6 protein-coding genes are annotated in these 15,405 nt (G+C 42.6%); 4 read left to right on the top strand and 2 right to left on the bottom strand.

Annotated features, from left to right (window positions below; all coding sequences use genetic code 11):
• Positions 1-6 precede the first annotated feature (6 nt).
• Both FMM05_RS17825 and FMM05_RS17820 read right to left on the bottom strand, forming a co-directional pair.
• Positions 7-1,413, bottom strand: a complete 1,407-nt coding sequence (locus FMM05_RS17825) for a di-heme oxidoreductase family protein (RefSeq protein WP_143374781.1) — start codon at positions 1,411-1,413, stop codon at positions 7-9.
• A gap of 74 nt (positions 1,414-1,487) precedes the next feature.
• A complete protein-coding gene (locus FMM05_RS17820) occupies positions 1,488-2,672 on the bottom strand; it encodes an imelysin family protein (protein WP_143374780.1) in 1,185 nt (394 codons plus the stop codon).
• Positions 2,673-2,836: 164 nt separating this feature from the next.
• Here FMM05_RS17820 and FMM05_RS17815 point away from each other — a divergent pair, with 164 nt between their 5' ends.
• From FMM05_RS17815 to FMM05_RS17800, 4 genes are all read left to right on the top strand, one after another.
• Positions 2,837-3,955, top strand: coding sequence for an imelysin family protein (locus FMM05_RS17815; RefSeq protein ID WP_143374779.1), 1,119 nt, complete (start codon positions 2,837-2,839; stop codon positions 3,953-3,955).
• A gap of 3 nt (positions 3,956-3,958) precedes the next feature.
• Positions 3,959-5,323, top strand: a complete 1,365-nt coding sequence (locus FMM05_RS17810) for an HTTM domain-containing protein (RefSeq protein ID WP_143374778.1) — start codon at positions 3,959-3,961, stop codon at positions 5,321-5,323.
• Between the two features lie 4 nt (positions 5,324-5,327).
• Positions 5,328-7,724 (top strand): TonB-dependent receptor domain-containing protein, encoded by a 2,397-nt coding sequence (locus FMM05_RS17805; protein WP_143374777.1) that lies wholly within the window; start codon positions 5,328-5,330, stop codon positions 7,722-7,724.
• A 463-nt stretch (positions 7,725-8,187) separates the two neighbouring features.
• A complete protein-coding gene (locus FMM05_RS17800) occupies positions 8,188-15,282 on the top strand; it encodes a T9SS sorting signal type C domain-containing protein (protein WP_143374776.1) in 7,095 nt (2,364 codons plus the stop codon).
• Positions 15,283-15,405: the final 123 nt, after the last annotated feature.

Here is a 15,405-nt window from a genome sequence, read left to right as displayed (position 1 = left end):
TGATAATTACATCGAATTTAAAAATGCAAGCAAATCGTCGCGGTCCTTAGTGGTAAGTGCCTTAAATTTATCTTTAGCCTGCTGCGCCTCTCCCCCATGCCATAAGATGGCTTCGGTAATGTTGCGTGCACGGCCATCGTGCAATAAATTAGTATGCCCATTTACAGTTTGTATCAGCCCAATACCCCATAAAGCAGGTGTGCGCCATTCGTTACCCGTAGCTAAATAATCAGGAGCGTTATCGCTCAGGGCATCGCCCATATCATGCAAAAGCATATCGGTATACGGCCTTATGGTTTGGTTTCTCATACCCGCAAGCGGATGATCGTTACCGGTTTGCATTTTAGGTATATGGCAGGCAACACAATTGATATCGCTGAATATCTGTTTACCCCTAAGCACGTTCTGCTCGGTATAATTGCGTCGCACAGGTACCGACAATGATCTTGAATATAACACCATCCTATCAAAAGTTACATCGGGTACCTCCGGGCTTCCGCCGTTAGGATATACGCTGCAATCAATACCCGGCGGGCAGTATTCATCGGGGAATAAATACGATGTTAGCCCCATATCGCCCGATAGTGCCGCAGCTACCTGCTGTCTTACATCAGGCTGGTTGGCTTTCCAGCCAAAGCGTCCCATTTTTGTAGTGTTAGTAGCAATATCATGCACATAATTTGCACGGCCCGATATGCCATCGCCATTAGCATCGGCCTCATCTGCAAAGCTTAAAAGGGTAGATTGTGGCACAGCCTCAAGCAATCCAAGCCCAATGATCTGGTTGGCAACACGTGGTGATATTTTTATGCCGGCATCAAGCGGGCCATAGCCCAGCTCATTAACCTGGTATATGGGTTTTTGAAGCTGCACGGTAGTACCATCAGCTAAAATTTCGGTTATGGTTTGGTAGGTAATGCCTATTTTGCCTTTAACAACAGGGCCTAAAATAGCATTATCCTGAAGTTGGTGCCCGTAAACAGGGTCGCCCAACGCACCGTTAAAAGCGTCGGTACCTGCAATGCTGAGTCTTAACAGCAGGCCTTTGCCCATTTCGCCATCAAAGGCAGGCGGGCGGCCACGGCCATCTTTAAAGTGGCAGGAAGAACAGGATGTTGCATTAAAAAAAGGCCCAAGCCCATCGCGTGCTGTAGTGCTGGATGGTGCAGAGACCCAGTTTTGCCTGAAAAAAGAATTACCAATACCAAAATCAGTCTGCTCATCGGCAGTAAGCGTGTTAGATGAAAAACCAAACGCCTCCTCTGTAGCATTATTTACCGTAGACGTACCCCCGGAAAATTGCTCGCCCTCCTCGGCAGTAAGTGGCACATAGTCATCTTCATTATCTTTATTACTACATGCTGCGCCAACAAGGCACAACAGCATAAGGCAGCGTAATTGTATTTTTTTCATGGTAACTTAAAAACAGAAAAGAGTGCCGCAAACTTACGGCACTCTTTTGTAATACTAAAATATCTTTATGTAAATTACTCAGGATTAACCGCTATACCTATAGCGCTTGCTCCGGCAATAAAGTTTGCACCAAGTGTTTGCAATCTTGTAACAGCTGTTTTTACTTTAGCGCCTTCAGGAGAATCAGGCCCACCTGAAATGGCATAATCAAAAGGAGTAGCAATAGCCGCAACCGCCGATTGAGCTGCCTCAATAGCATCTTCGGTATCGTCATAAAACGGACTGTTGCTCTCTTGCACAAGATCGGCAATAGATGGGCCATCAATGTTACCGTATTTACCTTCATAAACATTTATAACACCTTGCAGGTTAAGGGCAATATCACGGTGCGTGTTATCGCTAAAGCAAGAATGCTCATCTTCCTGATTAGCGTTACCAAGGGCAACATCCATACGCTCTATGGCAAGTTCTGCCTGGGCAAGGGTTGTAATACCTAAAAGTATGTTTTGCAAAGCAGTATCTTCATCAAGAGCAAGGAAGGTAGCACGGTACGACCCGCCTTCTTTCCAAAGGTCAACTAAATACGTAAGGTGATCTGTAAGTAAATCAGCACAAATACTAAGGTATTGCCTTCTTCTTGCCTGGTTATCGTGGGTACCATTATCTACAAAGTCGGTATATTCCCTTTGGCCCGGCTGATTAGCAGACGGATCTGTAAGGTCCTGTCCCCAAAGTAAAAACTCTATAGCGTGGTAGCCTACACTTATGCTTTTCTCATCAGCCGATTCGTTAAGCTCTATAAGCAGGTCTTTAGTTATTGATGGGTAAATTTCAGGATTATTAATGATACCACCGTTGTAAAGATCTCCGCTGTTATCCGTATAATCTATAAAGCTTTCATCAAGCGGCCATGCATTAAGTAAGCCCTCAGGGCCGTTCTCATCGTCAATTGGGCCATTAGCAAACCTAAAAGCCTCTGTAGTACCATAACTTTCCCTTGCATCTTTCCATTTTTTTCTGGCTTCATCAAAACCTGCATCGGTAGGGTTAGCGGTAAAAGCGTTAATGGCAGTTTCAAGTTCCTGTGCATCAGTAAGTGCAGCTTGGTAGTTGGCAGCAACTATGTCGGCATAATTTTCTATAACCGCAGCTTTACTTGTTCCTTGCGGTTCAGCACCTTTATCATCATCGTTACTACAAGCACCTACAAAAAGGCCGGTTACTGCAAGTAACGTCAGGCTAAGTGAAATTTTCCTCATATGACTTTAATGTTTTATTTAGATTGATTAAAAACAACGCAAAAGTAGAAACATTTAAAACATATGCAACTATGAAATATTAAAATTTCTAATTTTGGCCAAAAATTATTTAGAATAACTTTATATAAGAACATTCTCTTTCCTACTTTTGCAAAAATTTTACAATGAAAAAATTATTTATAGCGCTAAGCATCATAGTTTTCGCAGTAGCTTGTTCCGGCGATGGCGATGGTGGCGATGGCAACTCTACCGATACCTTTGACAGGGCTGCAATGCTTACCAACTGGGCAGATAACATAATTATACCCGCGTATACTAATTATCAGGCTAAGGTAAATGCATTAACTGCAAGTGCTGCTGCCTTTAATGCTGCACCAACCGAGGCTAATCTTATAACATTACGTGAAAGTTGGCTACAGGCTTATAAGGCCTACCAGCATGTTGCCATGTTTGAGATTGGCAAAGCTGACGAGCTTAAACTACTCTCCTATGCCAACACCTACCCCGCCGATGCTGCCCACATTAACAGCAATATTGCAAGCGGCAGCTACAACCTTAGCCTTTATGATGAGTTTTCCAGCCAGGGTTTCCCGGGGCTGGACTATATTTTAAATGGCCTTGCAAACAACGATGCCGATATTGTTGCTTTTTACAGCACTAATACAAACGCTGCTCATTACAAACAATACCTTACTGATTTAACAACCAGGCTTAAAACAGTTGCTGATGCAGTACTTGCCGACTGGACATCGGGCTACCGTGATACGTTTATTACAGGCACGGGTACATCGGTTAGCAGTGCGGTTAACGTAATGACCAACAACTTTGTAAAGCACCTTGAAAAAGACGTGCGTACCCCAAAAATAGATATTCCTGCGGGGGTGCTTTCTAATGGGTCAACGTTCCCTGACAAAGTTGAGGCTTACTATAAAAATAATGTGAGTAAAGAACTTCTTAATGAGGCAGTTACTGCGTCGAAAAACTTCTTTAACGGTAAACATTTCACATCTGAAACTAACGGGCCAAGCCTTAAAAACTATCTTGACGCTGTTAATGCAGTAAGGGATGGGCAAAAACTGAGTGACATTATTAACGACCAATACACTACTGTATTAAGTACTATCGGCGCACTTAACAACAGTTTTTCGCAACAAATAACTACCGATAACACTAAGATGGTTGCCGCACACGATGCGTTGCAAAAAAACGTGGTGTACATAAAAAATGACATGCTGCAAGGGCTTAATATACCTATTGGCTTTGTAGATGGCGACGGCGACTAACCCATGCAACGCTACCTTAAAGCATATTTAAACTCGTATACAGATACTGCAACGCTGGCCTTCTTCAGGATGGCGTTCGGTATTTTAATGTTCCTGAGTATTATACGCTTTACGGCTTATGGATGGATAGACCAGTTTTATATTAAACCTGTTTTTCATTTTACTTATTACGGTTTTGGCTGGGTTAAGCCGTATGGTCTATACACCTACATTGCCTTTATAATCTGCGGGTTAGCAGCCATTATGGTGGCGATTGGATACAAATGCAGGTTTGCCATCACACTATTCTTTTTGAGCTTTACCTACGTAGAGCTGCTGGATAAAACCACCTATCTTAATCATTACTACTTTGTTAGCATTATTAGTTTTGTGATGATCTTTTTACCGGCCAATGCCTACTTTTCGGTTGATGCATACCAAGATCCGGCGAAAGCCTATGGTAAGATACCACGCTATACTACTGATATACTGAAGCTTTTATTGGCACTCGTATACATTTATGCCGGCATTGCCAAGCTAAACTCCGACTGGCTCTTACATGCCATGCCCCTTAAAATATGGTTGCCGGGCAATGCACACCTCCCTCTTATTGGCCCACTGCTCGCAAAACTGTGGATGGCATACGTATTTAGCTGGGCAGGTGCTATTTATGATCTGATTATTGTATTCCTGCTCATAAACAGGCGCACCCGCTGGGTTGGGTTTGCGCTGGTGGTAGTATTCCACTTGCTTACGCGGATACTCTTCCCCATAGGTATCTTTCCGTATGTAATGATCGTTTCTTCACTGCTCTTCTTTGATGCCGGTTTTCATAAAAAAGTACTTTTATACATCGGTAAAATATTCAGGATAAAACCATTAGAAGTAAATTCCAAAATACAAATTCCAAATAACAAACCGTTAGGGCAGTTAAAAATAGCATTCCTCATTGCGTTTGTGGCATTCCAGCTTGTCTTCCCTTTCCGTTACCTATTGTACCCGCAGGAGTTGTTCTGGACGGAGGAAGGCTTCCGGTTTTCGTGGCGCGTTATGCTTATGGAAAAAGCAGGCTATGCACAATTTACGGTTTCTGACCCATTGACGGGCAAGGGATTACAGGTAGACAACAGCAAATTCCTTACCCCCTTCCAGGAAAAGCAAATGTCTTTTCAGCCCGATTTTATACTGGAGTATGCCCATTTTTTACACGACCATTACCAACAGGAGGGCATGCACGACCCCGAAGTGCGCGTTAACGCCTATGTAGCGCTAAACGGCCGCCTAAGTATCTTATATATAGACCCTAAAGTAAACCTTGCTAAACAAGATGAATCATTTTCGCATAAAACCTGGATACTCCCCTTTCGCGATACCATTAAAGGCTTTTAGTCTGATGCTGTTACTATTAGCAACACAAAGCTTTGCGCAAACCACGCTTAGTGGCACTGTAATCGCCGAGGGCAGCCCTGTACCCATGGCAGAAATATTTAACACTACCACAGGTGTAAAACAAACATCGGGCAACGATGGTTCGTTTACTATTGGTATGCAGCAAGGCGTTAACAAATTGGTGGTTTTTAAGGCTAATTTTTCACTTTTGGAGTTAGAGATTGCGAGTGATGAATCATCTGTTACCATCGAATTAAAAAAAGCCATCGAACTTAACGAGGTGGTCATTCAAAAAGAGAAAGAAAAACTTTTTGCCTTGAGTCATTTAAAAGATATTGATGAAACTGCAATTTATGCCGGCAAGAAAACTGAGGTTGTAAATGTAAGCAACCTTACCGCTAACAAGGCCGTAAATAATTCCCGACAGGTATTTGCACAGGTGGTAGGGCTAACCATTAGCGAAAACTCCGATGGTGGCCTTCAGCTCAACATTGGTGGGCGCGGGCTTAACCCCAACCGCACCGCTAACTTTAATACACGCCAAAACGGCTACGACATTAGTGCTGATGTTTTAGGCTACCCCGAAAGTTACTACACCCCTCCCGTTGAAGCACTTGATGAAATTCAGGTGGTGCGCGGTGCGGCTTCGCTGCAATACGGTACACAGTTTGGCGGCCTGCTCAACTTTAAGTTTAAGCAGCCATCAGCAAAAGCTATCGAGGTACAAACCCGGGCAACAGCGGGGTCGTATGGGTTACTGACCAATTTTACATCGCTTAGCGGTACCAAAGGCAAATTTAGTTACTATACCTTTTTTAACTATAAGGAAGGCGATGGTTTCCGCCCTAACTCAGCGTTTAGCAGCCGTAACTTCTTTATAAACCTCAACTACGCATTTACTAACAGGACATCGCTGCATTTTGACTACACCCTATTTGACTACCTGGCAAAGCAGCCCGGCGGCCTTACCGATTATATGTTTTACCAGGACCCTGCGCAAAGCAACCGCAGCCGCAACTGGTTTGATGTGAACTGGAACCTTTTTGCACTTCGACTAAAGCATAAATTTACAGACCGCGCCGATTTTTCACTTCAGCTATTTGGACTTGATGCCAGCCGAAGCACCGTAGGCTTTAGATCTAACCGGGTGAGCAATCCTGATTTTCCTGATACTCTACGCGACCTTATAAAGGGCGACTTTGTAAACTGGGGCGCCGAGGCGCGCTACCTTCAAAAATATACGCTTAAAGGGCAAAACAGTGCCTTGCTTTTGGGTGCTAAATATTACCAGGCACGCAACACCGCTATACAAGGGCCGGGGAGCAGTGGCAGCGGACCCGATTTTAACCTTGCAACTACCGAGTTCCCCACTTACCCAAGCCAGTCGGACTACGTGTACCCTAACCTCAACTTTTCTTTTTTTGGGGAGAACATTTTTAGGATATCGCCTAAGTTCAGCATAACACCGGGCTTTAGGTTTGAGAACATCCGTACTGAGGCAAAAGGCTCCTACCAAAACATAGTTACCGACCAGGCCGGCAATGTTATTTTAAATGAAGGCGAAACCGAAGACATTGTAAAAAGCAGGAATCTGCTATTATTTGGCATCGGCTTTAGCTATAAACCCGGCAATGCTACAGAGTTGTATGCTAACATATCTCAAAACTACAGGTCAGTTACCTTTAATGATATCCATACCGTATCACCAAGTTTTGTGGTAGACCCCAACATTACCGATGAAAAAGGCTTCACAAGTGATATTGGCCTGCGTGGTAAAATAAACGATCGCTTTAGTTATGACACCAGTATTTATGCCCTTTTGTATGATGATAAAATAGGCGAAACCCGTATTGTAGATGGCGATGGGCGTATAAAACGCTTTCGCACCAACCTTGGTACCGCAATAACTTACGGTTGGGAAGCACTGGGCGACTGGAACATTGCCAGGACGTTTTTTAGCGGCAACGAATCATTTTTATGGAATGTATTTGCTAACAGTGCCATAACAACATCGGAGTATTTAAAGAGCGATATGCCCGGCATAAAGGGCAATGAGGTAGAATTTGTACCGCTGTTCAATATAAAAACAGGAACAGGTGTTGGCTATAAAAACTTTTTGGCAAGCGTACAGTTTACTTACCTGTCATCTCATTTTTCCGATAGTTATAATAGTACTACTACACAAGATGATAATAGTTTTGGCTTTACAGGCAAAATACCGTCATATTACGTAGCCGATTTTTCGGCATCTTACAAATGGCGCAATTTTAAACTGGAAGCCGGTATTAATAACTTTACCAATAATTACTATTTTACTAAGCGCGCCACAGGATATCCCGGACCAGGAATTTTGCCATCAGACCCGCGCACATTTTACACAACACTACAAGTAATATTTTAGATTTACTATGCGCGCATTGCATTTTATGTAAAATTTCAGGCTAAATTTTATTTATAACAAATAAAAACTAACCTTTTATAGAGAAATCCCTGACAAATTAACGATCAGGGATTTTTTTTTAAATGTTAAAACTATGTTATTTATCGGTTTTAAAGCTCATTACATCGGTTAAAAACACAGATGCCTCGCAAATTATCTATAATATAATTTTCTTTGCTATATAAACGGAAAATGTGATAATGATGCAATGATATAAAGTAATCCGTAAGATATTGATATTTTTTTAAGCAATTTAATCAATATATAATTATTTATTTAAAATATAATTATTTATAAGTAATCTAAGCAATCGCATAAAAATCTCAAACTCCTTTAAAATAAATGTCTTTAAAATCACTCCCACTTTTATAATACCCGTTACCAAAAATATTTAATTAAAAATTAACTACTTAAAAAGTTGCTTATGAGTAATTCATTACGCTTAACAATGTACAGGTTAACTTTGCTGTCATTGTTGTTATTTGTATCGTGGTCGTCTATGGGACAATCTACCACAGCTTTTAGTACCGATTTTTCTACATCAGCCGGTACATTGTACACTACAGCAAATGGGCCTATAGGCAGTAGCACCAGTTGGTCTATGTTGCGAAGCGGTACCGATATGGGCGCGCGTATTAACTCAGGAATCCTGAGCTTAACCAACGATGCAACAGGGTCTTACAATAATTACGGGTGGGTAATGGCCTATACTTCGGCACCCGGATCGCCATACACCACAACTCTAACCTCTAATCCGGGGATTGTAACCTGGTCGTTTAACATGAGGCAGATACGATCTAATCCGTCAGCGATGGCAAATGGATATTACAGCAACGCTTTTATACTGGCAGGAACATCAAACACTACAGCCACTACCGGTACCGGCTACGCCGTTGTTTTAGGCCAGTCGGGCAGCATAGACCCAATAAGGCTTGTGCGTTACTCGGCAGGTGTAAGGACCTCTACTAATATCATAGCTTCAAACACGAGTGGATTGGCCGACTTTGGTAACCAGTACTTAAGTGTAAAAGTTACCTATACACCATCTACAAACAGCTGGCAACTGTATGTGAGGAATGACGGAAGCGCATTTCAGGACCCTTCTGTAGGCACACTAAGCCTTCAGGGCACTGTAGTAAATAATACGTATACAGGTACAGCTCTGCCCTTAATGGGCGCATTTTGGAATACAGGGTTAAAAAGTAACCAAACAGCCTTTTTTGATAATGTAAAAGTTGCGATAGCTACACCAGCTTTAACTTCAATTTCCCCAACATCTAAAGTTGCAGGAACAGGTGCTTTTACCTTAACGGTTAATGGCAGTAACTTTATAAATAGTTCTGTGGTAAAATGGAATGGTGTAAACCTTACAACAACCTATGTTTCTGCCACGCAGCTAACCGCCGCTGTACCCGCAGGTAACATCAGCTCTGCAGGTACGGCCGCTATAACAGTGGGTACGGGCACAGCAATATCTAATGCACTATCATTTACTATAGATCCGGCGGGAGTACCCTCTATATCTACCTCAATAAGTGCAATTCCAGCATTTACAACCATAACAGGAACAGCATCGGCGGCACAAACCTTTACATCATCAGGTGCTAACCTAACCGGTAACATAACGGTTACTGCACCGGCAAACTTTGAAGTATCGCTTGCCAGCGCAGGTACCTACACGCAAAGTGTTAACGTAACAGCCGCATCTACTCCTGTATATGTAAGGGTAAGCGCAGGGGCACCGGCAGGAATATATACCGGTACAGTAAACCTTACTACGCCGGGTGGTGCCACAAAGCAAATAGCTGTTAATGCAACGGTTTATAACGCTGAGCCTACAACATCGGCTACATTGTTAACATTTACAAACGTAACCTCAATATCCTTTAACATTAATTGGACTGTAGGTAATGGCAGCAACCACCTTGCAGTGATACGTGCGGGCAGTGCAGTAAACGCTACACCTGTAGATGGTACAACCTATTTTCCATCTACTGTATACGGTGCCGGATCTGAAATTGGCACCGGCAATTATGTGGTTTACAACGGTACCGCTAATAGCGTAAACGTTAGCAACCTAAACCCCGCAACTACCTATCATGTGGCTATATATGAATTTAACGGTACCGCAGGCACCGAAAATTACCGCACTGCCACTCCGGCTATCGGAAACAGGACAACACTTAACGCCCCTGTGGGATTACAGGTTACAGCCGCGAATACGCAGTACAAAGTTGATTTTGACACCACTGTAGAGGGTGTTAATAATGGCGTTTATGCTGGTGGTGGCCTTGGTGTTAGCCCGGATGATGGTGAATTAAACTCTAACACATTTGCATTTACCCCATTAACTACCGGCGGTGTAACTTTTGGGTCTGAAACAACAGAAGACGACGCTGCTTTTGGCAACGGCGCATCTGAAGGTGGAGTAACCGAACCCGGCCTTTACGCTTTTGAAACATCTCCAGATAATTTTGGATTAGGTATACAGCCTGGTGGCGATTACGCATCGGGTAGCACAACAATGCGCTTCCAGAACCAGACAGGAGCCGCAGTAACCTCATTAAGCGTGGGCTACAAAGTATATGTTTACAATGATGAAGCAGGTTCTAACAGCTACAACTTTAGCCATTCGGCAAACAACAGTACATATACCCCCGCTACAGTTCTTGACCTTACATCGCCTGCGGCGGCAGATGGCGCTCCGCAATGGAAAGCTTATTATAAAGTAATTACATTAACAGGCCTTAATATTGCGGCTAACGGTTATTACTATTTAAGATGGAGCGGCTCGCCGGTATCTGGCACCGCTTATGATGAAATTGCCCTTGATGATATTTCTATCGTAGCGAATCCTACCACCACTTTTGCATCATTTGCAGGCACTGCCGAAACATTTGTATTAGCGGGAAATGCTAACCTTGCAGGAGATGTAACCGTAAATGGCGATATTACATTTAATAATGGTAAAGCAATTATTGGCGCTAACACCTTAACCTTAAAAGGTACGGTTACTAATACCGTTACAGGCGGCCTTAGGGGCAGCGCAACAAGTAACCTTGTTATTAACGGCGCGGTAAGCCCTACCCTTAGTTTTGATCAAACAACTGTGGGCACTACTAATATGCTAAATAACTTTAGCGTTGCAACAACCGCGGCAAATACAGTTACCCTGGCTAACAGCATAACAGTAAGCGGCACGTTAAATACTAACGAGTTTCAAACGCTTAACCTGGGCACTAATACCATTACAGGAGCTTTAAGCACCATTACAAACAACGGTAATGTTACAACGCAAAACACTACTACTACCCCGTTTGCATCAGGCAAAATTTGGGGCGGTGTGGGTACTGTAACATTTAATGCTGCCACTACAGCACAATACTTGCCTACGGGTACTTATAATAAAGTAACGGTAAGCACAACCGGTGGTGTAACAGCTACAGGCAATGTAACATTAACCGGCGATTTAAACCTGCCTAACGCAAACCCATCTGCCACTAAAGGTAGCTTTGATACCAGCACGTTTACCCTTACAATGGGACCACTTGCCCAAAATATTGGTACAGGCGATGTAAGCGGTACGGTAGCGAGAACAACCATCTTGCCTAACGTAGATTATACTTTTGGCCATCCGGTAACCAAGATCTTATTCCCTAACGTAGGTACGTTACCTGTCAGCCTTGGGTTAAGAACCGTACTGGGATCGGCACCGGCAGGAAAACCGGATAGTATACTAAGAACATACAATTTTATACAAAGTGGTGGTAGTGGCACAAAAGCTATTATATCTGCCCACTATCTTGATAGCGAACTTAACGGTAATACAGAGAACAAACTTGTAGACTGGATCGTTATTCCGTCGCCTGTTACACTTATAGAGCAGGGACGCACCAACTATAGTGTATCACAAAACTATGTAGAGCTTGCTAATGTTAACGTGAGTGCTTTTGCCTCTACTTATGGTTCAATGCTTTTAACACTGGCTAATTCTCAGGTGGTAGGTTCTACATGGAACGGATCTGTAAGCGATTCATGGACAACTGCTGCAAACTGGACACCGGCTGCAACACCATCAGACGCTACAAATGTTATTATACCCGATGCAGCAACTACGCCAAACGATCCTATACTTAACCCCAGCGTTACAATTGGTACGTTATCTATAGAAAATGGCGGGATACTTAATTCGCCTACCGGTTCGCAGTTTATAATTACCGGCGCTAATGGTGCATGGATTAATAAAGGAACATTTAACCCAAGCAATGGCACCGTTACCTTTAACTCTCCTGCCGCAACTGCCGGAGACGCTACCATTGCGGGTAACTACACCACGTTCTATAATTTAAATGTACCTACAGGCACCACGCTTAGGGCACTAACAAATAATGTTATGGATATTGCAGGAACCTTTACAAAAACGGGAAGTTTCATAGTAGGTTCTGTACATAATACAGTTATCTATAGTGGTACTAACCAAACTATTGTTGTGCCTAACGGAGGCCAAACAGCTTACCATGGCTTAACAATTAGCGGCACAGGAGCAATACTACCGGCATCGCTAAATATACTTGCAGAGTTAACAACTAATGCTGCCGTAAATTTTGCGGGCACTACAGTTACAATTTTAGGATCTGAAGGTGAAAACCCTACCATTAGCGGTACTGTTAGCCCTACCTTTAACAATCTTACCATTAACGAAGCTACAACAGCAAATGTTTTACTTGGCACTAATATTGCTGTTTCAGGCACGCTTACATTAACATCGGGCATATTAGATATCGGCAACTACAACCTTACTTTAGGTGTAAATCCTGTTGCAGGCACATTCTCTGACACCACAATGATAGAAGCAGAAGATAATGGTGTTGTAAGAAGGCCATACACAGGCCCGGGTTCTTATTCTTTCCCAATTGGCGAAGGTTTTAGTAACACCACCTACTCTCCTATAACCGTTAATATAACAGCTGCATCTTCCTTTAACAATGGCTATATAAGCGTAAATTTAAGAGATGCCGTACACCCTAACAACTATAGCACAGGATCGTACCTTACACGCTACTGGAATGTTACCCCTACAGGCATTACAAACCCTATAGTTTCTATAACAGCAAACTACAGAATTGGCGATGCCGTAGGCGGAGAGAGTAACCTTGTAGCGGCACAGTTAAACGGTACGTTTAATGTGTTAACTAACCCATGGGTTAAATTTGGCACACTTGGTTCTACCACGCTAACAGCCAATGCCTTATTAACAGATGGTAAAACATCTGTATTTACGGGGCTAAAGGCTACCACTCCGGTTGTAGAGATTATAGGTGAGGGCAGTTTTTGTCAAAATACCCCTGTAACCCTTACCACTACTGTAACAGGTGGCGATGCACCTTATATTTACCAATGGTCTGGGGGGTTAGGAAGTGCCGATACAGCTACCCCTCCTACAACCACACCGGGTACAACTAACTATACATTAACGGTTATAGATGCTAACGGTATAACATCTACAGATACTGCTCAAATAATTGTAACTCCTACAGTTGTTGCAGGAACAGCCACCGGAGATCAGGTTTTATGTGCTAATACTACTCCCGGCGACGTTACACTTACCGGATACACAGGAAACATTATTAGATGGGAACGCGCAAACACACCAGATTTTGTAGGGGCTACAATAATTAACGTAACAAATCCGGTATTAACCGGAACGCAAATTGGTACGGGTATTACCAGCACTAAATATATTAGAGCCGTAATACAAAGCGGATCGTGTGATGCGGTTTACTCTAATACTGTAGTTATAACCGTAAATTCTACAACCTGGAATGGTACTGCCTGGAGTAATGGTGTACCAACAGATGGTTATACTGCAATCTTCTCTGGTAACTTTACAGCAACGGCAGATATTTATGCCTGTGCGGTTATTGTTAACAGTAATGCGGTTGTTGTTATACCAACAGGCTTTAATGCAATAATTACAAACAGCGTAAGAATTTTAAGCGGTAGCTTTAATATAGAAAACAACGCATCATTGGTGCAAATTAATAACATCTCAAACAGTGGTGATGTAATTGTTAAAAAGAATAGTAACCCTTTGTTCAGGCTTGATTATACCATGTGGTCATCTCCCGTAACAGGACAGCCGCTAAATACATTTTCGCCGTTTACAGCTACAAACCGTTTTTATACCTACGGCGGGTTTGATTCGAACAATGTTTACCAGGACCAGTACTTTGTTGTACCAGATCTGACAGCTACTTTTCAAAGAGCAACCGGATACTTAATCCGTATGCCTAACAGTATTAACGGTACGGCAACAGGAACGTATTACAACGGTACGGCAACGCATTCTTTTGTAGGGATATTTAAAGGTGTTGCTAATAATGGATCTGTTACTAAAGCCTTAAATACATCAGGTGGCAGATACACTGCTACGGGTAACCCTTACCCTTCCCCAATAAATCTTGCAGATTTCTTTACAGAGAATGCAGGTGTGCTGGATAGCGGTTCTGGTTTATACTTCTGGAGAAAGAAAAACGACAGCAATGTATCTACCTATGCAACATTAACACTTGCAGGATTAGTAGCTAATGGTGCCACGCCAGATCCTACACCGGAAAATCCTAATCCAAGCCCGGACTCTAACTACCAGTATGGTGGCCAAACCCAAGAGGCATTTTATACCGGCAATAACCAAAACTGGATTGTTTCTCAAGGACAGGGCTTCCTTGTAAGGGCAGCGGCAAATTTAGGCAACCCTCAATTAAGGTTTACTAACGTTATGAGGAGAAAATCTCCTGCAAATGGGCTTCAGCCTTTCTTTAAAGGTATGCAAAATGGCCAGGACGATGCATCGCGACTATGGTTAAACATAACGGGCACCAGTAGCTTTAGCCAGGTAGCCGTAGCTTATATAGCAGGCGCAACCCTGGGGCTTGACTACGGGTACGACGGTAAAAGGCTAACCGATGGCGGCAATGCACAGCTTTACACAATGGTAGATGACACAAACCTGGCAATACAGGCAAGGCCGGCATTTAATGCTGCCGATGTTGTACCACTTGGGTTTACAGCAACTGCACCGGGCCAGTTTACTTTTGCAATAGACCATGTAGATGGTGTATTTGCACAAGGCCAGGAAATATATCTTGTAGATCATCTTACAGGTGTTACACACGATATTAAAGGAAGTGCCTATACGTTTAGCACCGAAAGCGGTACATTTAATGACAGGTTTAGCATTGTTTACATGAAAACCACACTGGGCGTAAACAACCCTGATCTTATTGCCAACGGTGTAATTATTTACAAAGAAAGCAAACAGATTAAAATTACATCCGGAGGTATAGATATGACTGATGTAACTATTTTTGACTTAACAGGAAGAAATATTTACAATGAAGATAATGTTAACATTACTACATTTACAAGCGATGCATTAAACATAGCACAACAGGTAATTATAGTTACGGTTAAATTACAAAACGGGCAAACCGTTAGTAAAAAAGTACTCTTTGATTAAGTTTTTTTAGATATTTTAAATTATTGAATGCCGCGGTATGATTTTAAATCATGCCGCGGTTTTTTTATCTATAATTTTAAAAAGTGCTTACCTCTACCCCATTATAAAGTTTGTGCCTGTTAA

It is taken from the genome of Flavobacterium zepuense (assembly GCF_007097145.1).
In the GTDB taxonomy this organism is placed as follows: Bacteria; Bacteroidota; Bacteroidia; order Flavobacteriales; family Flavobacteriaceae; genus Flavobacterium; species Flavobacterium zepuense.
Note: the sequence above shows the minus strand (reverse complement) of the source record. Positions and strands in the feature narration are given on the sequence as shown.